Origin of the sequence: Salinadaptatus halalkaliphilus, from assembly GCF_006543045.1 — an archaeon.
Taxonomy (GTDB): domain Archaea; phylum Halobacteriota; class Halobacteria; order Halobacteriales; family Natrialbaceae; genus Salinadaptatus; species Salinadaptatus halalkaliphilus.
The window spans coordinates 1-22866 of the sequence record NZ_RBZW01000003.1; the positions used below are offsets into that span (position 1 = coordinate 1).

General features: G+C 63.1%; 30 protein-coding genes and 1 tRNA gene. 16 read left to right on the plus strand and 15 right to left on the minus strand.

The genetic code is table 11. The features are described 5' to 3' along the window. Positions 1 to 45 precede the first annotated feature (45 nt). The 4 genes from D8Y22_RS00035 to D8Y22_RS00050 all read right to left on the minus strand — a co-directional run bounded on the left by D8Y22_RS00035 (position 46) and on the right by D8Y22_RS00050 (position 2989). Positions 46 to 879, minus strand: coding sequence for a hypothetical protein (locus D8Y22_RS00035; RefSeq protein ID WP_141462520.1), 834 nt, complete (start codon positions 877 to 879; stop codon positions 46 to 48). Positions 880 to 1092: 213 nt separating this feature from the next. Then, entirely contained in the window at positions 1093 to 1542 is a 450-nt protein-coding gene (locus D8Y22_RS00040; protein WP_141462521.1) for a PIN domain-containing protein, read from the minus strand. After that, a complete protein-coding gene (locus tag D8Y22_RS00045) occupies positions 1539 to 1844 on the minus strand; it encodes an AbrB/MazE/SpoVT family DNA-binding domain-containing protein (protein WP_141462522.1) in 306 nt (101 codons plus the stop codon). Before D8Y22_RS00045 ends, D8Y22_RS00040 begins: the two co-directional genes overlap by 4 nt. Before the next feature lie 197 nt (positions 1845 to 2041). Beyond that, positions 2042 to 2989: an aminopeptidase gene (locus tag D8Y22_RS00050; protein ID WP_141462523.1), complete on the minus strand. Its 948-nt coding sequence runs from the start codon at positions 2987 to 2989 to the stop codon at positions 2042 to 2044. A gap of 204 nt (positions 2990 to 3193) precedes the next feature. On the opposite strand from D8Y22_RS00050, the gene D8Y22_RS00055 reads away from it, so the two are divergent. Further along, positions 3194 to 4207 (plus strand): type II glyceraldehyde-3-phosphate dehydrogenase, encoded by a 1014-nt coding sequence (locus tag D8Y22_RS00055; RefSeq protein ID WP_141462524.1) that lies wholly within the window; start codon positions 3194 to 3196, stop codon positions 4205 to 4207. Positions 4208 to 4477: 270 nt separating this feature from the next. Then, entirely contained in the window at positions 4478 to 4879 is a 402-nt protein-coding gene (locus D8Y22_RS00060; RefSeq protein ID WP_141462525.1) for an Hsp20/alpha crystallin family protein, read from the plus strand. 72 nt (positions 4880 to 4951) lie between these two features. On the opposite strand, the gene D8Y22_RS00065 is transcribed toward D8Y22_RS00060, so the two are convergent. After that, positions 4952 to 5581: a dienelactone hydrolase family protein gene (locus D8Y22_RS00065; RefSeq protein ID WP_246084313.1), complete on the minus strand. Its 630-nt coding sequence runs from the start codon at positions 5579 to 5581 to the stop codon at positions 4952 to 4954. A 68-nt stretch (positions 5582 to 5649) separates the two neighbouring features. Between D8Y22_RS00065 and D8Y22_RS00070 the strand changes: the two genes are divergently transcribed. From D8Y22_RS00070 to D8Y22_RS22725, 4 genes are all read left to right on the plus strand, one after another. Further along, positions 5650 to 6504, plus strand: coding sequence for a PspA/IM30 family protein (locus D8Y22_RS00070; RefSeq protein ID WP_141462527.1), 855 nt, complete (start codon positions 5650 to 5652; stop codon positions 6502 to 6504). A 96-nt stretch (positions 6505 to 6600) separates the two neighbouring features. Then, positions 6601 to 6945 (plus strand): hypothetical protein, encoded by a 345-nt coding sequence (locus tag D8Y22_RS00075; protein WP_141462528.1) that lies wholly within the window; start codon positions 6601 to 6603, stop codon positions 6943 to 6945. An 84-nt stretch (positions 6946 to 7029) separates the two neighbouring features. Further along, positions 7030 to 7287, plus strand: a complete 258-nt coding sequence (locus tag D8Y22_RS22720; protein ID WP_246084314.1) for an HPP family protein — start codon at positions 7030 to 7032, stop codon at positions 7285 to 7287. Continuing rightward, positions 7278 to 7487: a hypothetical protein gene (locus D8Y22_RS22725; RefSeq protein WP_246084315.1), complete on the plus strand. Its 210-nt coding sequence runs from the start codon at positions 7278 to 7280 to the stop codon at positions 7485 to 7487. The genes D8Y22_RS22720 and D8Y22_RS22725 overlap by 10 nt, the downstream gene beginning before the upstream one ends. A 26-nt stretch (positions 7488 to 7513) precedes the next feature. On the opposite strand, the gene D8Y22_RS00085 is transcribed toward D8Y22_RS22725, so the two are convergent. Beyond that, positions 7514 to 8011: an FxLYD domain-containing protein gene (locus tag D8Y22_RS00085; RefSeq protein WP_141462529.1), complete on the minus strand. Its 498-nt coding sequence runs from the start codon at positions 8009 to 8011 to the stop codon at positions 7514 to 7516. Between the two features lie 179 nt (positions 8012 to 8190). Between D8Y22_RS00085 and D8Y22_RS00090 the strand changes: the two genes are divergently transcribed. The 4 genes from D8Y22_RS00090 (at position 8191) to D8Y22_RS00105 (ending at position 12010) form a co-directional block, all read left to right on the plus strand. Then, positions 8191 to 9270 (plus strand): hypothetical protein, encoded by a 1080-nt coding sequence (locus D8Y22_RS00090; protein WP_141462530.1) that lies wholly within the window; start codon positions 8191 to 8193, stop codon positions 9268 to 9270. Positions 9271 to 9359: 89 nt separating this feature from the next. Continuing rightward, positions 9360 to 10379: a hypothetical protein gene (locus D8Y22_RS00095; RefSeq protein ID WP_141462531.1), complete on the plus strand. Its 1020-nt coding sequence runs from the start codon at positions 9360 to 9362 to the stop codon at positions 10377 to 10379. 146 nt (positions 10380 to 10525) lie between these two features. Next, on the plus strand, positions 10526 to 10948 hold the full coding sequence (locus D8Y22_RS00100) for a universal stress protein (protein ID WP_141462532.1): 423 nt from the start codon (positions 10526 to 10528) through the stop codon (positions 10946 to 10948). A 75-nt stretch (positions 10949 to 11023) separates the two neighbouring features. Next, complete coding sequence (locus D8Y22_RS00105) at positions 11024 to 12010, plus strand: replication factor C small subunit (protein ID WP_141462533.1); 987 nt, start codon at positions 11024 to 11026, stop codon at positions 12008 to 12010. Positions 12011 to 12047: 37 nt separating this feature from the next. Here D8Y22_RS00105 and D8Y22_RS00110 read toward each other — a convergent pair whose 3' ends face one another. Beyond that, positions 12048 to 12629, minus strand: coding sequence for a VIT1/CCC1 transporter family protein (locus tag D8Y22_RS00110; RefSeq protein WP_174811705.1), 582 nt, complete (start codon positions 12627 to 12629; stop codon positions 12048 to 12050). 2 nt (positions 12630 to 12631) lie between these two features. Beyond that, the gene (locus D8Y22_RS00115) at positions 12632 to 12916 is read right to left on the minus strand and encodes a DUF211 domain-containing protein (RefSeq protein WP_141462534.1); all 285 of its coding nucleotides are present in this window, start codon (positions 12914 to 12916) and stop codon (positions 12632 to 12634) included. A 111-nt stretch (positions 12917 to 13027) separates the two neighbouring features. Between D8Y22_RS00115 and D8Y22_RS00120 the strand changes: the two genes are divergently transcribed. Continuing rightward, positions 13028 to 14422 carry an oxidoreductase gene (locus tag D8Y22_RS00120; RefSeq protein WP_141462535.1) on the plus strand — a complete coding sequence of 465 codons (1395 nt, stop codon included), beginning with the start codon at positions 13028 to 13030 and terminating at the stop codon, positions 14420 to 14422. 19 nt (positions 14423 to 14441) lie between these two features. Here D8Y22_RS00120 and D8Y22_RS00125 read toward each other — a convergent pair whose 3' ends face one another. The 3 genes from D8Y22_RS00125 to D8Y22_RS00135 form a co-directional block, all read right to left on the minus strand. After that, complete coding sequence (locus tag D8Y22_RS00125) at positions 14442 to 15167, minus strand: rhodanese-like domain-containing protein (RefSeq protein ID WP_141462536.1); 726 nt, start codon at positions 15165 to 15167, stop codon at positions 14442 to 14444. Between the two features lie 165 nt (positions 15168 to 15332). Next, positions 15333 to 15405, minus strand: a tRNA-Gln gene (locus D8Y22_RS00130). Between the two features lie 213 nt (positions 15406 to 15618). After that, positions 15619 to 16407, minus strand: coding sequence for a homing endonuclease associated repeat-containing protein (locus D8Y22_RS00135; protein WP_141462537.1), 789 nt, complete (start codon positions 16405 to 16407; stop codon positions 15619 to 15621). A 116-nt stretch (positions 16408 to 16523) separates the two neighbouring features. Here D8Y22_RS00135 and D8Y22_RS00140 point away from each other — a divergent pair, with 116 nt between their 5' ends. The 5 genes from D8Y22_RS00140 (at position 16524) to D8Y22_RS00160 (ending at position 19710) form a co-directional block, all read left to right on the plus strand. Next, entirely contained in the window at positions 16524 to 17114 is a 591-nt protein-coding gene (locus tag D8Y22_RS00140) for an IMP cyclohydrolase (protein WP_141462538.1), read from the plus strand. A 50-nt stretch (positions 17115 to 17164) separates the two neighbouring features. Continuing rightward, the gene (locus D8Y22_RS00145; protein WP_141462539.1) at positions 17165 to 17554 is read left to right on the plus strand and encodes a hypothetical protein; all 390 of its coding nucleotides are present in this window, start codon (positions 17165 to 17167) and stop codon (positions 17552 to 17554) included. A gap of 74 nt (positions 17555 to 17628) precedes the next feature. Next, a complete protein-coding gene (locus D8Y22_RS00150; RefSeq protein ID WP_141462540.1) occupies positions 17629 to 18297 on the plus strand; it encodes a metallophosphoesterase family protein in 669 nt (222 codons plus the stop codon). Between the two features lie 227 nt (positions 18298 to 18524). After that, positions 18525 to 19037: a serine O-acetyltransferase gene (gene cysE, locus D8Y22_RS00155; RefSeq protein WP_141462541.1), complete on the plus strand. Its 513-nt coding sequence runs from the start codon at positions 18525 to 18527 to the stop codon at positions 19035 to 19037. A gap of 37 nt (positions 19038 to 19074) precedes the next feature. Further along, positions 19075 to 19710, plus strand: coding sequence for a rubrerythrin family protein (locus D8Y22_RS00160; protein WP_141462542.1), 636 nt, complete (start codon positions 19075 to 19077; stop codon positions 19708 to 19710). Positions 19711 to 19832: 122 nt separating this feature from the next. On the opposite strand, the gene D8Y22_RS00165 is transcribed toward D8Y22_RS00160, so the two are convergent. From D8Y22_RS00165 to D8Y22_RS00180, 4 genes are read right to left on the minus strand one after another with little or no spacing between them, the layout of a single operon-like run. Continuing rightward, complete coding sequence (locus D8Y22_RS00165) at positions 19833 to 20105, minus strand: DUF7553 family protein (RefSeq protein ID WP_141462543.1); 273 nt, start codon at positions 20103 to 20105, stop codon at positions 19833 to 19835. Positions 20106 to 20139: 34 nt separating this feature from the next. Further along, on the minus strand, positions 20140 to 20973 hold the full coding sequence (gene thiM, locus D8Y22_RS00170) for a hydroxyethylthiazole kinase (RefSeq protein ID WP_141462544.1): 834 nt from the start codon (positions 20971 to 20973) through the stop codon (positions 20140 to 20142). Next, the gene (gene thiE, locus D8Y22_RS00175; protein ID WP_141462545.1) at positions 20970 to 21635 is read right to left on the minus strand and encodes a thiamine phosphate synthase; all 666 of its coding nucleotides are present in this window, start codon (positions 21633 to 21635) and stop codon (positions 20970 to 20972) included. Before thiE ends, thiM begins: the two co-directional genes overlap by 4 nt. A gap of 24 nt (positions 21636 to 21659) precedes the next feature. Beyond that, entirely contained in the window at positions 21660 to 22277 is a 618-nt protein-coding gene (locus D8Y22_RS00180; protein ID WP_141462546.1) for a GNAT family N-acetyltransferase, read from the minus strand. Positions 22278 to 22866: the final 589 nt, after the last annotated feature.

A 22866-nucleotide genomic window follows, 5' to 3' on the forward strand; every position in this document is an offset into this window, starting at 1 on the left:
CCCTACGAAGAACTTCGCCGAGTCGTCAACAACAATGAGATGATCTCACGGACTCACGCTGTACCGGCTGTCGAGACTTCGGGGTAAACTCATACCAGTAAAACATTCCACGATGGTGGCGTCTGCGGGATCGACGTCCTCCTCTTCCGTCCGTCTGGCGACGACGTCGTCGACGTAGTACCAGGCGATCGTGTTCCCGTCGATGATCTCTCCGGTGTTCGGGGTCACTTCCAGGGCCACGAAAGTCTCGTCGACGGTCACGTAATACTCGTCGTCCTCACCTCGGGTAGACTCGAGGGGATCGGTCAGCAGAGAGTAGTTCTGATCGCGGTCTCGCCACCGCTGTAGCTGGTCTTCGTCGACCGCTTCGGCTGCGGTTTCGGCAGCGAGTGCGGCGTCGTCCGGAAGGTCGTCTCCGTCGATCGGCTCGACATCGTCCGGAACCTCTTCTCGCGGTTCGGCGCTGATCGTGACGTCTTTTCTGGTATTCGCCGACCAGATTGACTGCGTCTCCGCGACGAGCCCCGTCCCCTCCTCTTCGAGATCGTCGACCGACGTGTTCGGGGGAGCGGGAATGTCCCAGCCGTCGTAGGACGCTTCGATGTCTGCCAGCACGTATTCCGATTCGTACTCCTCGAGGAACGAGTCGACTGCGTTTTCGTCGACTTGCGCTGGCGGGGTGACCTCGAGGTCCTGCGTCACTGGACACTCCCGTGGCGTGTCCGCCTCGTCACTGTCTGCTCGGCCATTCGTCTCGTTGGTGGCTGACACACTCGAGTTGTCGGTCGTGTCGTCCGCTGCACTGTCGTCGAAGACGCATCCAGAAAGGCCGATCGTCGCTCCAGATCCCGCGAGCGCGAGGCAGCCCCGTCTGTTCATATTTCCAACAGATGGTTCGGCAGCCAAGTACTTTCTCCACGTCGGACTGGTCGAAACGGTGGGTGTTTCGCTCCTTCGTGCTGCTGTGTGTCGCCTCGAGTTCACTCTCGAAATCGTTACAGCAGACCGTCTCATACGGATTGTTGTAGCGTTTTACCGGTGATCACCGACTCCGTCCGGCTGATCACCGGTAAAGAACTACAACGGTCCGTATCAGTGGTTACTATAGACCCCCTCCTCACGAAAACGAACCACGTCGACGTCGATTGGGAGCGTCTCGAAGTCGTCATCACCGCCGGCGACGAGTGTCGCATCCGTCTCGTGGGCGAGTGCAACGCCGTGGGCGTCCGCAAACGAGATGTGACCATCTGCCTTCACCTCCGCGGCAAGCCGCCAATCCGCTCGCTCGATGTGGATCCCCCACCGCTCGAGCGCACGGAGATCGCGATCCGCAGTGCGAAGTGAGTCCATCGTTGGCTCGTCGTCGATCCCTTCGAAGCGAGCAACGAGATAGAGCACTTCACCGGCGTTTGTCTCTGCCAGCAATCCGTCGACAGTCCCGTCCCGAACATCTCCAAGAAACCGTTCGACGACGTTTCGACCCGGCTCGTCGTAGAGATATGCGATGATCGCTTCGGTGTCGAAGACGTACTGGTCGCTCATTCATCCTCCGTATCGGTCGGCCGGAGTCGATCACCACGGGCATCTTCACGCCGTCGTTCCTCGTGTTTCAGTTCACGAACTCGTTCGAGTACATCGCCACGCTCGCGGTCAGTATCAGCGTGAATCCCACCCAACTCCTCGAGTGACGGGATCGGTTCGACGATGATTCGCTCGTCTTCTTCGTAAATGAACACCTCTCCTGGGGTGTCGATCCCAAACTTCTCTCGTAACGCCTTCGGGATCGTCGCCTGCCCCTTCTGTGAAATACGTACAACTTCTGGGTTACGGGTGCTACTCGACATGTTAGGTTGTACTATGTTATCGGTGTACTACTAACTGTCGGTGACCCTCTCTTTCCGGTTCGTTCTACGTACCCACGTACTGGGATCCGGATTCGCGAAACCGATCTCCCCCTCCTCGAGTGTGTTCGTTGTTGTCGTTGCCACTATCGCCACTGGCCGTTTCCGCAACACCTCGAGAAAATCCGCTCGAGAACCCCTCAAACCGAGGGCAACTCGAGTTCCTCGCCGTCGACGAGCACGGTCGGCTCCCGGACGATTCCGTCGAGGTGCAGGGGTGCCTCCGTCTCGCCGCCGATGCCGGCGTTGTCGCCGATAGCGATGTGGACGGTGCCGGCAGCTTTCTCGTCTAACAGCACCGACCCAATCAGTTCGGTGACGCCGACGTTCGTCCCGATGCCGAGTTCGGCGAGGTTGTAGGCGGCGTCGCCGACCGTTTCGGCTCCCGCCTCGACTTGCTCTCTGATCTCGTCGTCGGAGATTTCGGTGACGTAGCCGCCCTCGACGACGAACTCGAGTTCCTGTCCCTCCTCGAGCAGGCCGTGGGGTCGCATCGTCCCGTCGACGACGTAGGTGCCGTCGGCGGATTTCGGGCTGACGAAGACCTCGCCGGCAGGGAGGTTCGAAAAGGAGCCGGGTTCGCTCACGTCGCCGGTATCGTCGTGCCACTCGCGGTCGCCGATGGTAAACGTGATGTCGGTGCCACGGTCGGTCGTGACCCGAATCTCCTCGGCGTCGGCGACGCGCTCGAGGGTGCGCTGGCATTCTGTGAGGATACGATCGTAGTCGGTCTCAAGGCCGGTGACGAACACCGCCTCGGTGATGCCCGGCAGCGTCGCGCCCCGGGCGCCGGCCTCGGTCGCGTCAGAGCGGGCCCGCGTGTGACTCAAGCTCTTGGTCGTCGGCGCGAGGAAGGCGTCGGCGCCCTCGAGGGCAGCTGCGACGGGGGCCGGCGGTTCTTCGCCGTGCTGGTCGCCCGGCGGGTACCGCACGATAGCGACATCGTCGGTGATCTCGCTCGCGACGTCGTAGAGCACCTCGCCGATGGGTTCGCGCTTGTCGTCGGTGACGATCACACACGACTCGTCGGCCCCGAGAGCCAGACACTGCTCGACGGCCGTCTCGGCGGCCGGACGAAGGTTGGACATACCTACGGTTCCCTCGAGGAGGCCGATAGGTCTTGCTGTCGGCTCGGCGTCGCACTCGATCGGTGAAACGGGACGGCCGTCGTCCGGTCGAGGCGCGGACCACGTCTGGATACCGGCTGCCGTCCGAAAGAACTCTGCGGCGAGTAAATCTCGGCTGAAACACCTCGAAACGATTATCAGCGTCGGTACTGCACATCCGACTACATGATTCAGGTCGCGATCAACGGCTACGGAACGATCGGCAAACGGGTCGCGGACGCCGTCCGGCAACAGCCGGATATGGACGTCTTGGGCGTCGCCAAGACCCGTCCGAACTTCGAAGCCGAGACCGCCCTCGAGAAGGATTTTGCCCTCTATGCGGCCATCGAGGAACGCGCCGACCAGTTCGCCGAAGCCGGCCTCGAGATCGCGGGGCCCGTCGAGGACCTCGTCGACGAAGCCGACATCGTCGTCGACGCCACACCCTCCGGCATCGGCGCCCAGAATAAGTCGATGTACGAGGCCCACGACACCCCCGCGCTCTACCAGGGCGGCGAGGATGCCGACCTCGTCGACACCAGTTTCAACGCTCGCTCGAACTTCGACGACGCGACGGGCGCGGATCACGTCCGCGTCGTCTCCTGTAATACGACCGGCCTCTCGCGGGTTATCGCGCCGCTACGGGAGGAATACGGCGTCGAAAAGGTCCGTGCGACGCTCGTCCGTCGCGGCGGCGATCCCGGCCAGACCGATCGCGGCCCGATCAACGACATCCTCCCGAACCCGGTGACGATTCCCTCACACCACGGCCCCGATGTCGAGACCATCTTCGCCGATCTGGACATCGACACGCTCGGGATGAAGGTCCCCGCCACGCTGATGCACATGCACAGCTTAAATGTCACCCTCGAGGCCGAGCCAGACGCGGCCGAGGTCCGCGAACTGCTTGCAGACGAATCGCGACTCTTTATCATCCCCGAGCGGATGGCCATCGACGGCAGCGGCAAACTCAAGGAGTACGCGATGGACGTAGGCCGTCCGCGCGCGGACATCTGGGAGAACTGCATCTGGGAAGAGTCGATCTCGACCGTTGAAGACGATCTCTACCTCTTCCAGGGCATCCACCAAGAATCGGATGTCGTTCCCGAAAACGTCGACGCGATCCGTGCCGTACTGGGCGAAGCCGACGCCGCCGAGAGCATCGAGCGGACCAACGAAACAATGGGCATCGGCCTGTAGCGTACCCGCTGCCCGCACCCGACGACCCCTCACGGAACCGCTCGAGTAGCGCGTCCGAAACGCCGTCGGAGGTCGTCAAGATCGACTCGACGTTGATGGCCTCTACACCGAGGTCGAAGAGCCACTCGAGGTGATATCCTCCCCGTGGTGAACTGAGAGGGATCGACGGCGATCCGATCAGCAAACGTGTTCCCGCCTTCGACAGCGAACCTGATCCACAATTCTACAGCCGTCAGAAAGTTTTTGCCACGTGGCCCCCAAGGTCACCCTATGCGACGAGACGACCGCGACGAGCCCTTCGACGACCTCTTTCGTGAGATCGAGCGCATGATGAACGAAATGATGAACGGTGCCGACCGAAACGTCGACTTCGACTCCCAACACGGCGCTGAGAACGGATTCGGCATGGACACTCACGTAGATATTCACGAGACCGACGACGAAGTTCGCGTTATCGCCGACCTCCCCGGGGTCGAAAAAGACCACATCGAACTCGAGTGTGACGGCACCGTGTTGACCATCTCCGCCGGCAGCGACCGACGCCAGTACGACGAACGCGTCTCCCTGCCGACCCGGGTCAACGAACACACCGCCGCCGCGACCTACAACAACGGCGTTCTCGAGGTCGTCTTCGAACCCGCCGAACAGTCCTCGGATATCAGTCTCGAATAACGTCGTCGCGGTCGCCGCGCTGTCGGTAGCTGTCCGTCGGTTTCTGGTTTTTGATCCATAGGACGACTCGTCTCAGTCCATCAGCGTCCGCTCGAAGAACTCCTGGGCCGCGTCGGCGACCGGCGCTTCCTGTCCAGCGAAGAAGTGGCCGGCCGACCGCTCGCTGACGTCGTCGCCCCGGTCGGTCGCGCGGTCGACGATCGGTTCCCACTCGACGCTCGTATCGCGCTCGCCGTACTGAATCTGTACCGGCACCTCGAGCACCTCGAGGGCCTCGAGAGCGTCCAAATCGGCCGCCAGTCGGGCGGTCGGGGCGAGCGCCGAGACGGCGTCGATCTCGCCATCGGTTTCGAGGTCGGCCGCGGCCAGTAGCGCAAGCGTCGCACCGAAGCTATAGCCGAAGAGTCCAACCCGTTCGTATCGCTCGGCGGCCCACCATACGGCGCTGCAAACGTCCTCGCACTCGCCGTAGCCCTCGTCCCACGCGCCGTAATCGAAGCGCAGGCAGGCGATGCCCGAGTCGGTCAGCGTCTCCGCGAGCGTGACGAGCCGACCGTCGTGTCTCGAGCCGCCGTGTTGGGGATGGGGTGGGGCAGCGACGACGATCACATTCGTCTCGGTTCCTGGCTGTGCATGCGTCGCACGGACATCGCGATTTCCGGGGATCACCACGCTCATGCGCGCTCGTTGGACCCGATCCATTGCAATCCTTTCGTCGGTGACTGTCGTTGATGTGATGTTTTTAAGGGTGCCCAGCGTTACATACGAGTATGGGCATCCTCTCTCGGACCTCCTACGTCATCCGGTCGAAGATCAACTCGCTGCTCAACCGGGCCGAGGACCCGACGCAGACGCTCGACTACTCCTACGAGCAGATGCGCGACCAACTCCAGGAGGTCAAACGCGGCATCGCCGATCTCACCACGCAGAAAAAGCGCCTCGAGATGCAGAAACGCCGCCTCGAGGACAACGTCGAGAAACACAACGAACAGGCCCGCACGGCGGTCCAGCAGGACCGCGAGGACCTGGCGCGACGCGCCCTCGAGAAGAAGAAGACGAAGATGAACCAGATCGAGGACCTCGAGCGCCAGATTTCGGAACTCCAGAGCCAGCAAGATCAGTTGATCGAGCAAAAAGACGAACTCCAGACCCGCATCGAGGAGTTCCGCACCAAAAAGGAGACGATGAAGGCCCGCTACGAGGCCGCCGAAGCGAGTTCGACCGTCTCGGAAGCGATGACGGCTACTGGCGAGGAGTTCGAGGATGTCGGTCGCGCCATCGAACGCGCCGAAGAACAGACCGAAGATATGGAGGCTCGCGCCGCGGCGCTGGACGAACTCCACGAGACCGGCGCCTTCGACGACGTGATGTCGGACAAGGACAACATCGATCGCGAACTCGAGGAGCTGTCGGCTGGCAGCGGCGTCGAAGCCGAACTCGAGACGCTGAAATCCGACGTCGGTGCCGAGGGCGGCGACGGCGAGACCGAGCCCGAACCGCCGGCGGAGACGGAGGTCGAAGGAGACATCGACGAATCCGAACTCGAGGACCTCGAGGCCGACGTCGAGGATAGCGAGGTCGAAGCCGAACTCGCGGAGCTGCAGGACGAGGAACGGTCCTCCTGACGCGGCGTCTCGGAACGCGATTGGTTCGCCCGCACGGTCGATTCGGCACGTGGCACCGAGGACAAGGATTACCACACTTGAGAACGATAGTCCTGTATGGCAGTCAATTCGATCGAGGATACGTTATCCCGAACTGAGCAGGTGGTCCTCCTCGGCGTCGCATACGCCCACCGAGAGGAACTGACGCCGGTCCAGACTCACGACCTGCGCCGGCTCTGTCGATCCAGCCTCGAGACGGGTGAGACCGATCTCGTCGGCACGCTCTCGGAGGCCGACGTCATGCGATCGCTGTACACCCTCGAGGCGACGGACGTCGTCGAGGAAGTCGAGACCGACGGGACCTCCCCGACCGGGAAAGGTCGCCCGTCGTATACGCTCGCGGTCGGCATCGACGTGATACTCGAGGGCGTCGACGACGATCTCGCCGAGTGGGCGCTGTAAGTCCCCGTCTGGGCGCTGTAAGCACTGGTTGTCGCCGCGGCGTTTATTTTGCACTTCCTCTTTCTCGGGGGACTCGCCTGGGCGATGGGTCAGCCATTTCTGTTCCCGAGTCTCGGCCCGTCGGCCTATCTCATGGCGACCGGCGAGCAACCGCGGGCGGAAGGGGCCTACCACGTGGTCGGCGGCCACGCGATCGCGACGGTCTGTGGACTCGTGGCCTATCTCACGATCGCCGACGGACTGCTCGTCGTCGACGCGTTCGACCAGGGTAATGTAACGGTGAGCCGTTCGCGACGGAAGTCGCCAGGCTGGTCGTCAGCGCGATCGTCGCGATGGTCCTGACGACCGTCGGCATGCTCTGGTCCGATACGAATCACGCAGCGGCCTGTGCGACGACGTTGATCGTCGCGCTTGGGCTGATGTCGACGGTCCCGGAGGGCCTCGTCATCATCGTCGCGGTGATGCTACTGGTTGGATTTCACGACATCGTCGTCGAACGTATCCAGGACAGTTACGGTATCGAACCGGAGGACGCACGGTGAGCCGTCCCGAGCGGGTGTCCTATCGGTCACGTCGGCGTTCCCAGAACGGTCACGTCGTAGCTGGCGATGTCCGCGGGCGACTCGAGCAAAATCACCTCGAACGACCACTCGTCGCTACCCTCGAGGTCGCCCGTCGTATCGAGGTATCGGCCCAGTTGAGCGTCGTCCGCGTCGTAGAGCCGAACGCGGAGCTCGACGAACTGGATGCGATCGTCGCCCGTGTTTTCGACCGTTCCTTGGACGGTCGGCCCGTTGAAACCGTCCTCGAGAACGAACTCGTGATCGACGATCGTAAGCGCCTCGAGCGGCGTGACGCTCTCGTGAATCTCCTGTTCGGCCAGCGCTTCCGCCGCCGTCATCTCTTCGGGTGTGCGGTCATCGCCGTCGACATCCTCGGCGGTGCCGTCTTCGTAGGCAGGCGATTCCTTGCCGCCGACGCCGGCACAGCCGGAAAGCGTCGAGACGACACCGAGTCCGGACACTGTGAGCAGTCGACGGCGGGTCGTCGACCGGTGCCGACTCATCGCCACCGAATTGGGGCGGGCTGGCGGTTGCTGTGGCTGATCATGGACGAGAGGATGGCATGGACGCATTTGAGTCTGGGCCCTGCAGGCTCGAACGCCGGATACGCGTCAGATCGCGCGGATATACAGCGGGATGTGCAAGGGGGACCTTATCGGTCGTGGAAGATGCGTGAGAGGATATGGGGTCCGCAGATAGCGAGGAGACGCTCGAGTCCTACGGGACCGATATCGGCAAACGGAAGCGGTCGCTGTCCCGACTACGGGACTGGGTGCTCGTGGAAGCCGATCGGTTGTTCGTGTCGACGGTCATCTCGGTGGTTGTGTTTCTCCTCTTTCTGGGGTTGCATGCGGTCGGGATCATCTCGTTCGTCAACGACGATTCGATCACGCGACTGGCCGGCGGCATGATCGCCGGCACCTTCTCGCTGGTCACCCTCGTCGTCTCGATCAACCAGCTCATCCTCTCCCGGGAGTTCGCCGCCGCCGGCGAATCCGAAGACCAGATCCAGGGCGTCATGTCGTTTCGATCGGATACCGCCGACGCAGTCGGGGTGCCGGCGACGCCAGCCTCACCGACGCGGATACTCGAGTTGCTCGTCGAAGCGATTCACGACCGGTCGGAGACGTTGGCAGCTGCAGTCGCCGATCACGATGATCCGGACGCGACGGAGCAGATAACCGCGTACACCAACCACGTCCAAGAGAGTACCGAGCGAGTCGACGAGACCCTCGAACACACGAAGTTCGGCACGTTTCGCGCCGTCTCGGCCGCGATCGGCTACGACAACGCCTGGCAGCTGTACGCCGCCAAACATCTGCGCGGGCGCTACGGCGATGGACTCCCCAGAGAGGGGACGGACGCGCTCGAGGGGCTCATCGACACCTTACAGCTATTCAGCGTCGCCCGCGAACACTTCAAGACCACGTACCTCCAACGCGAACTCACGCGATTCTCGCAGTTGACGATCTACTGTGGCATGCCGGCGATTCTATCGGCGATGCTCATCGGCTTTCTGTACGCCGACCTCGGCGGAGCCTCGATCAGTCTGGATTATCTACCCTACGTCGTCAGTGCGTTGATCGCCGTCGTCGTTTCGCCGCTTTCGTTGCTCGCGTCGTTTATCCTCCGAACGGCCACCGTCACGCGGCGGACCGCGTCGGTCGGCCCGATGCTCCCGAAGAAAGATCCCGACGAAGGCCCCTTCGACGTCAGCTACGGCGCGGAGCCGGGATCCCAAACGCCGACGGGATCGGACTGATATCGACGGCGTCGAGGGGACGAACCCCCGGCGACTAGATCATTCCGGGGGAGGTATTTTATCAATCGACGTGATGTGTGCTGACAGTCGTGAGTGATTCGGACGACGACTCGAGCGAGCAGGATCGGTTGGGCGGGCCGCGACTGTGGATACTACTGCAACTCAACCGGTGGATCCTCACGGGTGTCGTTTTGTCCGGCGTCTTCGTCGTACTCGTCGCGCTCAGCTTTCTCGAGTTGACGCCGCTTCGGGAGATTGTCGAGAACCAGGACGGTCTCGAATTCCTCTTTTCGGCCTTTATCGGCGCGATCATCACCGGCACCTCGATCGTCGTCACGATCAACCAGCTGGTGCTCTCCCAGGAGTTGGGTGCGGTCGGCGAACAACGCGACCGGATGCAGGATGCGATGGCGTTCCGACAGGACGTCGAGGACACGATCGACGAGGATGCGAGTCCGCCCGAACCCGCAGCCTTCCTCTTCGAGCTCGTCGATGGCGTCCAGGAGCGAGCGACCGAGCTCGAGAACGTCATGGAAGACGAGCGCGACAAGGAGCTCCGCGAGAAGATCGCCGACTACGTCGCCGACGTCGACGAAAACGCCGAAAGCGTCAAGAGCGAGCTCGAGAACGCCCAGTTTGGCAGCTTCGACGTGCTCTGGGCGGCGCTGAACTTCAACTACTCGCGGAAAATCTACGACGCCCGCAAGATCCGTGCCGATTACGGCGACTCCTTCTCCGAGGAGGCAAGCGAGAAAATCGACCACATGATCGACACGCTGAAACTGTTCAGCCCGGCCCGCGAACACTTCAAGACGCTGTACTTCCAGTGGGAACTGATCAACCTCTCGCGGGCGCTGTTGTACATTTCGGTGCCCGCCCTGACCCTGATGGCGTTCATGATCATGTACGTCGACGGAAGCGCGTTGCCCGGATCGGCGCTCGGGGTCGACTACCTGGTCTGGCTGACGAGCGCCGGCTTCGTCGTCGGCATCTCGCCGTTCGTCGTCTTCATCACCTACATCCTCCGGATCGCGACCGTCGCGAAGCGAACGCTGGCGATGGGACCGTTCATCCTCCGCGAATCCGAACGCGACGAAGACCTCGGTTAACAACTTCCCCGCGCGAATCGGGTCACATAGGCGACTCCGCACGAGCAGTGACAAAAACGTGCCTCTCGTAACAGCCGCCCTTACACTCCGTTCGTATGACACTACCGTCCCAAACTCCTATACGGTCGCAGCGGAATTGAGTAGCCATGTATACGGTCGTTATGCCGGTCAAATCCGATCGGAGTCTCGACACAGCAGCGTACGTCGCTGGACTGCCAGACAGTGAAACCGATGTCGAGGTCATCGTCCTCAACGTCTTCGAGGAGTTCGAAGTTACCGACGAGACGGGCGTTGTCCGCTCGAAAGACCTCTACGAGGACGCGACTGTGCCAAACAGCGTGACGGAAGTCGCCGAGTACCTCGAGGACCACGATGTCGATGTCACGGTCCGACGCGAACACGGCGATCCGGTCGAGGAGATTCTCCGGGTGAGCAACGAGGCCGACGCCGATACGATCGCAATCGCCGGGAGACGGCGATCCCCAACCGGGAAAGCGATCTTCGGCAGCGTCGCCCAGCGCGTCCTCCTCGAGTCAGATCGCCCGGTCACCGTGATGACCAGCGACTAATACTGGGGACGACCCGCGTTACGGATCAACGATCACCTTCGGTCGATTTATCTTCCGGCCCACCCTTGGCCCGGTATGAGCGAGGCCGACGCCGAGGCGGCGGAGCCAACCCCCGGCAAGACCGAAGTCTGGATCGAGAAGTATCGGCCGGAGCGACTCGACGAGATCAAAGGCCACGAGGATATCGTCCCGCGACTCCAGCGCTACGTCGAGCAAGACGACCTCCCCCACCTCATGTTTTCGGGGCCGGCGGGTGTCGGAAAGACGGCCAGTTCACAGGCCATCGCTCGCGAAGTCTACGGCGACGACTGGCGCGAGAACTTCCTCGAGCTCAACGCCTCCGACCAGCGGGGGATCGACGTCGTCCGCGACCGGATCAAGGACTTCGCGCGGTCGTCGTTCGGCGGCTACGATCATCGGGTTATTTTCCTCGACGAGGCCGACGCCCTCACGAGCGACGCCCAGTCAGCGCTGCGTCGCACGATGGAGCAGTTCTCGAACAACACCCGCTTTATCCTCTCGTGTAACTACTCGAGTCAGATCATCGATCCGATCCAGTCCCGGTGTGCGGTCTTTCGCTTTACGGAACTCGGCGAGGCAGCGATCGAAGCCCAGATCCGCGAGATCGCCGAGATCGAAGGAATCACGGTCACCGACGACGGCATCGATGCCCTCGTCTACGCCGCCGACGGCGACATGCGCAAGGCGATCAACGCACTCCAAGCCGCCGCCGTGATGGGCGAAACGGTCGACGAGGAGACTGTCTTCGCGATCACCGCGACCGCCCGCCCCGAAGAAGTCGAGGCGATGGTCGAACACGCCATCGGCGGCGACTTTACGGCCGCGAGAGCCGCCTTGGAGGAACTGCTGACCGATCGCGGACTCGCCGGCGGTGATGTCATCGATCAACTGCACCGGTCGGCCTGGTCGTTCGACATCCCCGAGAAAGAGACGGTGCGACTGCTCGAGCGACTCGGCGAGGCCGATTATCGCATCACGGAGGGCGCGAACGAGCGGCTCCAGCTCGAGGCGCTGCTGGCGTCGCTCGCGCTCGAGAACTGATCGAATCTGTTTCTACTGGGCGCTCGAGAACGCGACCCTACCCCGGCAAGAGGACGTTGATCCCGGCGACGACGATACCGGCCAGTCCCATCCGCACGGCCGCGACGTACCACCGCTGGCGCGAGATCGACGCCAGGTAGATGCCAAACGTCGCCAGAAGCAAGACGCCGACGGCGATCGAGGCGAGGACGGCCTGGAGCATCGAGAAGACGATTCCCTCGAGTGTCAGCGGGACGAGCGTGAGCCCGATTGCAAGGAGTGGACCCGTCGCACTCGCGATCGCGTGAACGATCTGAGCCGCCCGATTCTCGCGCTGGACGCGGGTGTCCTTGAGGTCGGTGAGCATCGCCCGTTCGAGGCGTTGTTGGTCGGCAAGCGCTTCGGCGCGTTCGATCTCCCAGACGCTCCAGACGCCCGAGGTTCCGAGCCCGACGGCCGCGCCGAGACCGATCGCGACCGCGGTGAGTCCCTCGCCGATGCCCGAGAGATACGCGCCGACGACGACGCCGATGCTCGTGAGCGTCCCGTCGAACCCGTTGGCGATGAAGTACCGCCGCGAGATCGAACGGACCTGTTCTTTCTCGAGGACGCGCCGGAGTCGGTCGAGTCGAGCACCCATTGTCAGCGCCCGAGCAAGGGATCCTCGACGATTTGTGAGCCGCAGGCAACCTGATCGACCGAGTGGATCGACGCGCTCAGATCCTCGATTTCGGCACGAACGCTCTCGAGATCGAGGTCGCTGCCTGCGATCGTCACCCGGAGGGTCTTGACGCTCTCGTCGACTTCGATAACCGTTGCAGTCGCGCCATCGATACCCTCGAGATCGCTTAGTTGCCTCGTGAACGTGACGACGCTCGGATCGTGGGGTTTCAACACGTCGAGAACGAGTCGCGTAACTGGTGCCATGCCCGTGGAGAGGACAGGGCGACAAAAAGAGCTACGGGAACCGGTGTGACCTCGATCGGCCCTGACCTGGCTGGACGGCAATCTCTTGTGCGGTCCCGTGATAATCCCGATATGGCCACCCTCGAAAAGCCGATCGAGATCGGCGGCGTGACGGTTCCAAACCGACTCTACCGCGCGCCGCTGCTCGAGTGTGCAGGCAACGGACCCGACGCCGTCGACGCGTTGATCGACGACCTCGAGCCGGCCGCTGAATCCGGCGTCGGGCTCGTCTGTCAGGGGGCGACGATCGTCCGCGGCGAGGGCGGCTGTGCCGCGCCGGGGATGACCCGCGTCCACGACCCCGCGTTCGTCTCGCGACTCTCGCGGCTGCCCGATCGGATTCACGACCACGGGAGCCGAATCTTCCTCCAGCTCGAGCACGGCGGCCTGCGAAGTATGGAAACCTGGCACGCCCAGTACCGCAGCCGCCATCCCGACCTCGAGCAACTCGCCGTTTCGTCGTTGCCCTGGCAGTTGCGCCTGCTCGATCGGGTCGGCGCACTGTCGTTCGATCCCCGCGTTCTCTCGAACGATGAAGTGTACGATCTCGCGGCCGATTTCGGTCGCTCGGCTGCGCTGGCCGTCGAGGCGGGCTACGATGGGATTCACCTCGCCGGGGCGAACATGGGGATCGTCCAGCAGTTTCTCTCGCCGTTTTACAACCGCCGTGACGACGAGTTCGGCGGCTCCCCCGAAGCCCGCCTCGAGTTCCTCGCGCTCGTCCACGACGAGATTCGGGATCGAGTGGGCGACGTGCCGTTGATAACGAAAGTTCCCGCCGAGACGCCAGCGCCGCCTGCACCGATCGTCAGCCACAAACTCTCGCTCGACGACGGCATCGAGATCGCACGCCGACTCGAACGGATCGGCTACGACGGTCTCGTTCCCGTCCAGACCTCGGTCGTCTGGGATATGAGCATCGTCCGCGGCGAGTACCCCGACCGCGCCTGGGACAACGCCACACTGCAGGACGGCTACGACGCCGCCTTCGGCGGCCCGTGGCGCAAGCGACTCGTCGCGCTGGGCAACAAACTGCAGTCGCTGCAATACGACCACGAGCCGGCCTGGAACGAGGACTTCTGTCGGCGGGTTCGCGAGCAGGTGTCCGTTCCCGTCCTCGCCGAGGGCGGCATTCGAGCGCGCACCGAGATGGATCGGCTGCTGGGGTGCGATCCGAACGCCGACGCGACGGCGTCGGCCGGAATCGGCTCGAGCGACGATGCGAACGTGGCGACCGATTCGACGCCAGCATGCGACATGGTCGGTATGGCTCGGCCGTTCTACGCCGAACCACGACTCGCGGCTCGACTGCTCGAGGCCGATACCGCCGACACGCGGGCGCTCTGTGAGAGCTGTAACAACTGCACCGTCCCACAGGTAACGGGTGCGCCGGGGATCTGTCGGACGCCCGCCGTACTAGGTAACCGCGGCGAGCTCGAGCGGGCAGGGGCCTACGAAACCGAGTGATACGGATTCCTGTATCGAGTTACGCACGGACCACGTCGTCCGTAAACTCCTCGAGCGACCCTTTCCGCGTTTCCTCGGGCGTCTTGAGTTCGACGACGGCGTCGGTCGGGGTGTCGACGAAGTGCAACGAGAGTTCGTATCGGCCGTCGTCGCCGATCCGCGAGGCTTCGCGCTGGCCGGTTTCGGGCTCTCGAACGAGGACCGTCTCGCCGGCGTGGACCGAATCCGTCTGCCCTCGAATCTCGTAGGACGTCAACTCGGCGTCGACGTTGCTCTCGGTCGCGTAGCCGTTTTCCCGCCACGGATTGAATCCACCTGCGAGGCCGTAGACGTTCGTATATCCCTCCTCGAGCAACGTTGCCCCTCGTTGGCCCGCCTGCGCGATCGGACAGACGCAGTAGGTGACGATCGGGGTCTCCGTGCTCCACGCTGCGACGGGGTCGTCCGCCTCGAGGCCGTCCGGCGCCGGGCTGAAGACTGCGCCGTCGATGTGGGCTTCGTTATACTGTGGTTCGGTTCGAGCGTCGACGAGCTGTACCGCATCTTCGTTCCACCAGTCGTAGACGGTCTCGAGGGGAACGAACGGTACCGATCGTTCTCCGAAACTCTCCGTCTCGTACTCGTCTGGCTCCTCGAACTCGCCCGACGTGGGGTTCTCGCCGTCGCTCGAGTCGGAGCCGAAACAGCCGGCGACGGCGCTGATACTTGCTGTCCCGACCGCCGACAGTACCGTCCGCCGATTCATATTTTGATACAGTATCCAATGAATTATAATAGTATCGACAGTCGTGGAATTCGATCGAAGACGGCCAGCAGTCGGACGACGACTCGAGTGTCGAACCCCCTTCATTTCGAGTGGAAACCCGGAGAGGGCGTAGGGAATAGCCTCGAGTCGAACGAACCGAAGAAGTAGTCCATGCTGGATTCGAACCAGCGTCTCGAGCCCCAGAAGCTCGAAGGATTGGCCGCTACCCTAATGGACTTGACACGTTCAGTCGGCCTCCATTACCGACGTACTCATCCGTACTCGGCGTTCGTATTAGAGTGTTACGAACTCGTACGAGAGTGGAGGAGAAGGCGGGGAAGTCATACTATCGGACAGCAGTCAATACGAAGCCGATCGTGAATTCGGGGTTGTCGCCGACGGTGACGATCCCAGCAGACCGATTGGCTTCACGTCGTTCTGTCCAACAGTATCAGTTCGTCGGTGCCGTGTAGTGTTCGGCCCGATGGCAGTTCGCACAGGGCACGGTGCATCGTTCCATCTCAGAACGAATGCGCTGCTTCGATTTGTTGTTGGCGGTCAGTTCCGCGATGGTCGCATCCTTTTCGTCTGTGGTGTGGTGAAAGTCTAAACAGCTAGGATCCGATTCTGAGCAGCGATCACAGCCACCAGCGTCTCGCTTGCGGCCGTATACCCAGCGTCGGAGTTCACTCTCCGGTGGCGAACGATGAGTTTTCCGATGACAATTTGCACACAGTATTTCGCATTTCTCGATTTCGGTACGAATCGCCTCCGTCCCGTATCCGTACGTCACCATTCGTCCGACTGCCAGTAGTTTCTCTTCGTCTTCGACGTGATGGAAGTCCAGGCAGGCAACAGTATCGGTCCCACATCGGGAACACGCTTCTCCGGACTTCTGATCGTACAGCCAGCACCGAAGCCGGGACCGACGACGTAATGTCCGTTCCGTATTCCACTCGACGTTTCGGTAATGCCACCGCTGGTCGACTGTCAATTCGTCCCAGGACGTTCCCGCCGGAAGTTCGACATCGTCCGGTTTCGGCCCGACGCGGGAACCCCTCGAGTACGCCGTTTCCAATCCTGCCTTTTCCTTCGCGTCGTTCCAGCCGCCACACGTTCGGATGATCGTCGCGGATGCCGGCGTCAACCCGAGTTCCTCGTACTGTGCTTTCGTCGGCGACTCGCCGAGTTCGTCCGCCGCCCGTTGCAACGCCTCGAGACACTCGCCTTCCGTCGTCACACCGGTCTTCGCCGCGCTTTCCCGTATAAATCCGTGGTCAGAGCCCACGTGAGTCCAGCCACGAGCCTCGAGTCGGAACCGACATCCCTTTTTCCCGTTCGCGCGCACCGACGAGTATGTACGTCGGACGATTCGTCGTCGTCGGTCCCGAAGTGGGCGCCTACCGCGTCTCCTCACGCTCGTTTCCCAACCGCGAAATCACGGCTCGAGACGAGGCTCTGACCGTGGGACCCACCGAAGATGCCCCCGAGACGGACAACCCTTACGTCTCCTACAACTGCCTGCGCGTCGTCGAAACGCCGACGGGCGAGACGGCCGCCTTCGGTAACGGCTCGCACGTCGATCCGATCGCGGAGAAACTCGAGTTGGGCTATCCAGCTCGCGACGCGCTCGCGGAGTGTTTGCTGGCACTCGATTACGAGAAAGACGACTACGATACGCCCCGCATCGCAGCGACCATCGGCGGCGACGGCGAGGCGATGATCGCTACCGTTCGCAAGGACGCACTGCTAGTCGAAACCGTCGACGAGCCGACGCTCGTGGCGACCTACGAGAAGGACGCCCCCGAATCGTACGCGTTCGACGCTGAGAACGCAGCCGACGCCGCGAGCGAGGCCTACGGCCTCGAGTTCGAACACGCGGTCTGTGCTGCCGGCGTCGCCCGGACCGCCGACGGCTTCGAAACGGCGATCGAGAACGGGGAGTGAACGCCTCGCTGCCGACCGTTTTATTCGACTGGACGCCGACCGTATTACCGATGGTCGAAGAATCCGTGTCCGACCACCAGACCGAGACTGGTGACGAGTCACCGACCCGCTGGGAACTGCTGGTCGCAGCCGTGACCTCGCTGTGGGCAGTCTGGATCCTCGCAACCGCCGACACGGTCGTCTGGAGTTGGGTTCTCGCCGGGTTCGTCGTGTTCGCCGTCGGGATCGGACTCGGCGCATCTTCGCCGGTCGGTCAGCGATTCGGTGCTTGGTTTCGGGCGATCGGGGTCGTGGGTCGGGGCGCTGTCGTCGTTCTCGTCGCAACCGTGATCTGGGGAGTACTGGCAGGTTCGGTGCTTCCGGTGGCCGCGACGGCCGGGTTCGGCGCCGGCGGACTCCTCGGTATCGGCGCGGTCGTGGTCGCTACCCTCCTCCGGTGACGGGCCGATGGTCGGACTCGACCAGCACAGGCCGCGGCCAACCTACAAATCACTCGCGCCGACTAGCTTCGAGCATGAAAATCGGACTCATTTCGGACGTCCACGGTAACCGGGTCGCCCTCGAGGCCGTTCTCGCGGACATGCCGCCGGTCGATCGGCTGTGCTGTGCGGGCGACGTCGTCGGCTACAACCCTTGGCCAGCCGACTGCGTCGACGAACTCCGCGACCGGGAGGTACCGACGGTGATGGGGAATCACGATGTTGCCACCGCCGACGAGACTGCCTTTCAGTTCAACGGCATGGCGCGGGCGGGTGTCGAACACGCCAGGGCGGAACTCTCGAGCGAGCAACTCGCGTGGCTGGCCGACCTCCCCGCAGAACGACTGCTGTGTGACGGTCGGCTGAAACTCGTACACGGGAACCCGGACGACCCGAAGCGCTACACCACGTATACGTATCCGCGACAGTTTTCGCCCGAGTTACTCGGCGAGGAGGACATCCTGGTACTCGGTCATACGCACGTCCAGTGCGTTCGCGAGTACGACGAGGGTATCGTCGTCAACCCTGGCAGCGTCGGCCAACCGCGCGACGGCGATCCGCGGGCGAGCTACGCGGTCCTCGACCTCGAGGCGATCACCGTCGACACCCACCGCGTCGAGTACGATATCGCGGCCGTCCAGAAAGGGGTCGCCGAGGCGGGCTTGCCGACTCGGATCGGCACCCGACTCGAGCAGGGCAAGTGACCTCGTCAGCGGGCGAGACGAGCGTCGCGCGTGTCGCCGCCGGGGCGCACCGGGAACGAACCCTTTTAGACGACCTAGCCAAGAAGTCCCTGGCATGAGAGTCACCGGTTACACCGCGTGTACCGAGTGGAACCGACCAGCGCACGCTCCGTACCGGTGTTCGTGTTGCCCGTCGACAGGCGACGGGACCCACGCACGACCTCTTGCCATCTCACCCCGGAGGACAGATGCTCAGTCGGCTGCGTGAAGATACCCGGGCGATGTGCGATCGAGACCCCGCCGCGACGGGCTGTCTCGAGGTCGCGCTCTGTTACTCGGGCGTCCACGCCGTGTGGGGTCACCGCCTCGCCCATCGGTGCTGGAACGCCGGCTTTCAGTTACTCGCCCGCTTGCTTTCCCAACTTGTTCGCTTTCTGACCGGCGTCGAAATCCACCCGGGGGCGACGATCGGTCGGCGCGTGACGATCGATCACGGGATGGGCGTCGTCATCGGTGAGACGGCCGAGATCGGCGACGATGTCCACATGTATCACGGCGTCACGCTCGGCGGGGACACGAACGAGCCGGTCAAACGCCATCCGACACTCGGCGACGAGGTCACGATCGGTGCCAACGCGACGCTACTGGGCGCCATCACGGTCGGCGACGGCGCGACCGTCGGTGCGGGATCGGTTCTCACCGACGACATCGAAGCCGGGAGGACCGTCGCCGGCGTCCCGGCACGACCCGTCGACGGCTGACGACAGGCCTAACTCGAGTGCGGTCGAACACTCGGGTATGACCGACGCCGACGCATTTCTCGAGACCGTCCGCGATCAGAACCAGACCGCCCTCTCACGACTCGGGTCCTCGAAATCGCTCTACGCCGACACCGGCGGCGACATCGACACCGAACCCGTCCTCGAGGCGACGGCAGACGCCGAATACGCCGCTTGCCAGACGTTTAGCGCGTGGGCCGACGACGAGGACCACGCCGACGCGAGCACGGCCTTCGAGACCACCGCCGCGGAGGAACGCGAACACTTCGAGACGGTCTGTGACCGCCTCGAGACCGACGACTACGAGCCCGAAACGGTGCCCGCCCTCCACGAGTACCTCCGCGAGCGCGAGTCGACGGTCGAACGCGTCGGCGCGTTCGTGGGCCGTCTCCTCGCGAGCAAACGCTCGAAAGAACAGGTCGTCGGCTACTTCGTCGGCGACGCCGACCCCCAAACTGCCGGCGTCTTCCGCGAGTTCGGCGACGATCTGGACGTCCAACTCGAGCGAGCCAGCGAGCTACTCGAGACCGTCTGTGCGAGTGACGACGACCGCGAGCGAGCGCTCGAGGCCGCGACGGGGGCGATCGAGGCGGCCTACGGCGAGTACGTCGAGAATCTGGAAGCGATGGGCGCGAATCCGAAACCGGTCTGTTGACGACCCGCGGACGATCAGGTGGCCCGTTCGGTGTGCGTTTCATACGGATTACTGTAACGATTTACCGGCCCAGCCGCCGCCCGGGTTGCGGGTGCGCCGGAACTGACTGACAGTAAACCGTATCAGACGCCTTCGACCGTCTCCCGGTAGGCGCGAATCGACTCGAGAGCGTCCTCGATCGCCGCTTCGACCTCGCCGCCGGTATCGTCGGCGATTTCGGTGAGTACGTGCTCGTGGCGGGCGAGTTTCCCGTGGTCCGGTCCGCGTTCGGCGTCGGCAAGCGCCGCGAACTGTGCTGATTGCGTCTGGAGCCGATCACGCGTCTCCTCGTCGGTGGCTTCGCCGGCTGCACTCTGCAGTGTGTTGGCTGCTGCTGTGAGCTGGTCTCGCGTCATGTGTGTCCTTTGGCTACCGGCGCTCAAAACAGTTTCAGGTGATCCGTTCGATCCGGTCCTCGAGGTCGAACGTGTCGGCGTCCTCGCCAGCCAGTCCGGCCACGGCGTCGTGGAAGTTCCGGCGGTAGCTCGCCGGGCCATCGTGGGCCATCTCGGCGGCGCGCTCGCCGGCGATACCGAACGCGAGCGTCCCGTAGAGCGCAGCAGTCAGATCGTCCGAAAGCGCCGCGTCGAACGCCGCGAGGGAGGCCCCGAGCATACAACCGGTGCCGACGACGGCCGCGAGCATCTCGTCGCCGGCCGATACGCGGTAGGACCCATCCGCGTCCGCGACGATATCCTCTACGCCCGAGGCGACGACGACCGCGTCGGTCGACTCGGCCACTGCCGTAGCAGTGTGTTCGATCTCGTCGTACTCGCCGACCGATTCGACGCCCTCGACCTCGGCTTCGACGCCCGCGAGGGCGCTGATCTCGCCGTAGTTGCCCTTGATAATCGAGAACTCGAGGTCCTCGAGGAGGGTTTCGGCGACCGACTCGCGGGTCGGGGTCGAGCCGACGCCGACCGGATCGAGGACGACGGGAATCTCGCGTTCGTTCGCGGTTCGGCCGGCCTCGTGCATGGCCTCGACGCGACCGTCGGGTACCTGGCCGATATTGATGAGCAAGCCGGACGCGCCCTGGGCCATCTCCCCGGCGTCGCCCGGCGAGTCGGCCATCACCGGGAGCGCGCCCCAGTGCAACACCAGGTTCGCGACATCGTTGATCGTCACCGTGTTGGTCAGCGACTGGACGAGCGGCTTGGACTCGGCGATCGTCCGCAGCGAGTCGGCGAGGTCGTCGCCGGATGGATTGACTGGATCGGTCATCGGTCCTGTTGTTCGCCGTCATCGGTCATCCCAGTTTCGACGGCTTCGGCGAGCGCTTCGGTCGCTGCACGCGGATCGTCGGCCGCGGTGATCTCGGAGACGACGGCGACGCCGACGGCTCCAGCGTCGACGACCGGCGCGGCGTTGTCGGCCGTCACACCACCGATCCCGACCACTGGGATCGACACCGCGTCGGCAATATCGGCGACGCGTTCGGGGCCGACGCCGTCTTTGTACGCTTCGACGTCCTTCGAGGACGTTCCATAGATGGTCCCCACACCCAGATAATCCGCGCCGTCGGCCTCGGCCGCTCGCGCCTCCTCGAGCGTGCTCGCCGAACAGCCGACGATCGCGTCGGGGCCGAGTAACTCGCGCGCGACGGCGACCGGGAGGTCCGTCTGGCCGACGTGGACGCCGTCGGCGTCGATCGCCTCGGCGATATCGACGCGGTCGTTGACGATCAGATCGACGCCCGCCTCGGCCGTGAGTTCCCGGAGTTCGAGGCCGAGTTCGTACCGCCAGCGGGTGTCGGTCTCTTTCTCGCGCAGTTGCACGACGTCGATGCCGCCGGCGATCGCCTCCCGGACGATCTCGAGGGTCGATCGGCCCGCCGAGATCGACGCCTGGGTGACAAGGTAGGTCTGCCAGTGATCGGCAATCATACTCGATACGGTGGGAGAGAGCTACTAAGCGACTTCGATCGCGTCTTCGCCGGTTCGGACGACCGACTCGAGGTCGGTGTCGACAGTCGACTGCAGATCGACAAACGGCGTGATCGGCTCGGGATCGGCGGATTTTTCGCCGATCGATCGGCGCCACCAGGCGACGTCTCGCCAGTCGTCGTCGCTGTAGCCGATCGCCGGGAAGTCGACCAGTCGATCGAATCCGAGCCGCTCGTGAAAGGCGACGGTCTCGGGGTTGGGCACCGTCGTAACGGCATAGACGTCACAGATACCCTGGCGCTCGAGGATCGCGAACAGCGACTCGTAGAGACCGCGACCGACGCCGGATCCTCGAGCGTCGTCGGCCACGTATACCGAGAGTTCGGCGACCCACTGGTAGGCCCGGCGCTTTCGCAACGAACTCGCGTAGGCGTAGCCGACGGCCTGTCCGTCGTGTTCACAGACGAGCCACGGATAGGTCTCGAGCGTCGACTCGATGCGGTCTGCGAGTTCGGATTCGGTCGGCGGCGTCTCTTCGAAGGTGACTGCCGTCGACCTACAGAACGGTGCGTAGATCTCGCGGGCGGCGGCCGCGTCGGCTGGTTCGGCAACTCGAATTCGGGTCGATGACGCTGTCCCCATCACTGCCTATCGGTCTCGACTCGAGAACTATAGTAACAACGAGCGTGTCATAGAAAGCGTCACGTACGAAGCAGCAGGGTGCGAAAAGTGTGTCCAGCACCAGCGCAACCCTGCAAGACGTAGCTTCGGTACAGCGTGTCATAGAATATGTCTTACTCTTGACCGGGCAATTATGCACCTCGCATTTCGCGTGTAACCTGTGGACCTCGCTAGTCGTAGGCTCTGTTCAAGATCAAGTCATCGGATAATGGCAAGAGAGTCATCGGATGCTAGCGAGATGGGAAATAGAGCGAAAGAACTCCCTGTATAGCACCACCTTATGACCAGAAGCACTTAAAGAAACACGCCTGTTCGACACGACGTGGTGGGACCGTATGAAGACTCATGGTGGCTATCGTGATACGAACAAACATTGCTTCCGGAATATGTGGGTTTACGGAGCGGGTCCCAGGAGGAGACCGACCAACTCGAAGTACGTAAGCACGCCACCGATTACGACGGCGATCACGAGGAGGAACGGAATTGTATTGCGAATTGGTACGGCCATACAGAAAGAGAGTCGACTCGAGCATAAATATTTTCCTTGAGT

What these genes read in the sequence shown, in the direction of transcription:
- D8Y22_RS00145 (WP_141462539.1), top strand. Translation starts at nt 17,165, where the DNA reads ATGGTCGAAGAATCCGTGTCCGACCACCAGACCGAGACTGGTGACGAG.
- D8Y22_RS00180 (WP_141462546.1), bottom strand. Translation starts at nt 22,277, where the DNA reads ATGGGGACAGCGTCATCGACCCGAATTCGAGTTGCCGAACCAGCCGAC.
- D8Y22_RS22725 (WP_246084315.1), top strand. Translation starts at nt 7,278, where the DNA reads ATGGTCCTGACGACCGTCGGCATGCTCTGGTCCGATACGAATCACGCA.
- D8Y22_RS00150 (WP_141462540.1), top strand. Translation starts at nt 17,629, where the DNA reads ATGAAAATCGGACTCATTTCGGACGTCCACGGTAACCGGGTCGCCCTC.
- D8Y22_RS00100 (WP_141462532.1), top strand. Translation starts at nt 10,526, where the DNA reads ATGTATACGGTCGTTATGCCGGTCAAATCCGATCGGAGTCTCGACACA.
- D8Y22_RS00070 (WP_141462527.1), top strand. Translation starts at nt 5,650, where the DNA reads ATGGGCATCCTCTCTCGGACCTCCTACGTCATCCGGTCGAAGATCAAC.
- D8Y22_RS00035 (WP_141462520.1), bottom strand. Translation starts at nt 879, where the DNA reads ATGAACAGACGGGGCTGCCTCGCGCTCGCGGGATCTGGAGCGACGATC.
- cysE (WP_141462541.1), top strand. Translation starts at nt 18,525, where the DNA reads ATGCTCAGTCGGCTGCGTGAAGATACCCGGGCGATGTGCGATCGAGAC.
- D8Y22_RS00075 (WP_141462528.1), top strand. Translation starts at nt 6,601, where the DNA reads ATGGCAGTCAATTCGATCGAGGATACGTTATCCCGAACTGAGCAGGTG.
- D8Y22_RS00085 (WP_141462529.1), bottom strand. Translation starts at nt 8,011, where the DNA reads ATGAGTCGGCACCGGTCGACGACCCGCCGTCGACTGCTCACAGTGTCC.
- D8Y22_RS00115 (WP_141462534.1), bottom strand. Translation starts at nt 12,916, where the DNA reads ATGGCACCAGTTACGCGACTCGTTCTCGACGTGTTGAAACCCCACGAT.
- D8Y22_RS00105 (WP_141462533.1), top strand. Translation starts at nt 11,024, where the DNA reads ATGAGCGAGGCCGACGCCGAGGCGGCGGAGCCAACCCCCGGCAAGACC.
- D8Y22_RS00065 (WP_246084313.1), bottom strand. Translation starts at nt 5,581, where the DNA reads ATGGATCGGGTCCAACGAGCGCGCATGAGCGTGGTGATCCCCGGAAAT.
- D8Y22_RS00055 (WP_141462524.1), top strand. Translation starts at nt 3,194, where the DNA reads ATGATTCAGGTCGCGATCAACGGCTACGGAACGATCGGCAAACGGGTC.
- D8Y22_RS00140 (WP_141462538.1), top strand. Translation starts at nt 16,524, where the DNA reads ATGTACGTCGGACGATTCGTCGTCGTCGGTCCCGAAGTGGGCGCCTAC.
- D8Y22_RS00060 (WP_141462525.1), top strand. Translation starts at nt 4,478, where the DNA reads ATGCGACGAGACGACCGCGACGAGCCCTTCGACGACCTCTTTCGTGAG.
- D8Y22_RS00090 (WP_141462530.1), top strand. Translation starts at nt 8,191, where the DNA reads ATGGGGTCCGCAGATAGCGAGGAGACGCTCGAGTCCTACGGGACCGAT.
- thiM (WP_141462544.1), bottom strand. Translation starts at nt 20,973, where the DNA reads ATGACCGATCCAGTCAATCCATCCGGCGACGACCTCGCCGACTCGCTG.
- D8Y22_RS00045 (WP_141462522.1), bottom strand. Translation starts at nt 1,844, where the DNA reads ATGTCGAGTAGCACCCGTAACCCAGAAGTTGTACGTATTTCACAGAAG.
- D8Y22_RS00050 (WP_141462523.1), bottom strand. Translation starts at nt 2,989, where the DNA reads ATGTCCAACCTTCGTCCGGCCGCCGAGACGGCCGTCGAGCAGTGTCTG.
- D8Y22_RS00040 (WP_141462521.1), bottom strand. Translation starts at nt 1,542, where the DNA reads ATGAGCGACCAGTACGTCTTCGACACCGAAGCGATCATCGCATATCTC.
- D8Y22_RS00110 (WP_174811705.1), bottom strand. Translation starts at nt 12,629, where the DNA reads ATGGGTGCTCGACTCGACCGACTCCGGCGCGTCCTCGAGAAAGAACAG.
- D8Y22_RS00165 (WP_141462543.1), bottom strand. Translation starts at nt 20,105, where the DNA reads ATGACGCGAGACCAGCTCACAGCAGCAGCCAACACACTGCAGAGTGCA.
- D8Y22_RS00160 (WP_141462542.1), top strand. Translation starts at nt 19,075, where the DNA reads ATGACCGACGCCGACGCATTTCTCGAGACCGTCCGCGATCAGAACCAG.
- D8Y22_RS00120 (WP_141462535.1), top strand. Translation starts at nt 13,028, where the DNA reads ATGGCCACCCTCGAAAAGCCGATCGAGATCGGCGGCGTGACGGTTCCA.
- thiE (WP_141462545.1), bottom strand. Translation starts at nt 21,635, where the DNA reads ATGATTGCCGATCACTGGCAGACCTACCTTGTCACCCAGGCGTCGATC.
- D8Y22_RS00125 (WP_141462536.1), bottom strand. Translation starts at nt 15,167, where the DNA reads ATGAATCGGCGGACGGTACTGTCGGCGGTCGGGACAGCAAGTATCAGC.
- D8Y22_RS22720 (WP_246084314.1), top strand. Translation starts at nt 7,030, where the DNA reads ATGGGTCAGCCATTTCTGTTCCCGAGTCTCGGCCCGTCGGCCTATCTC.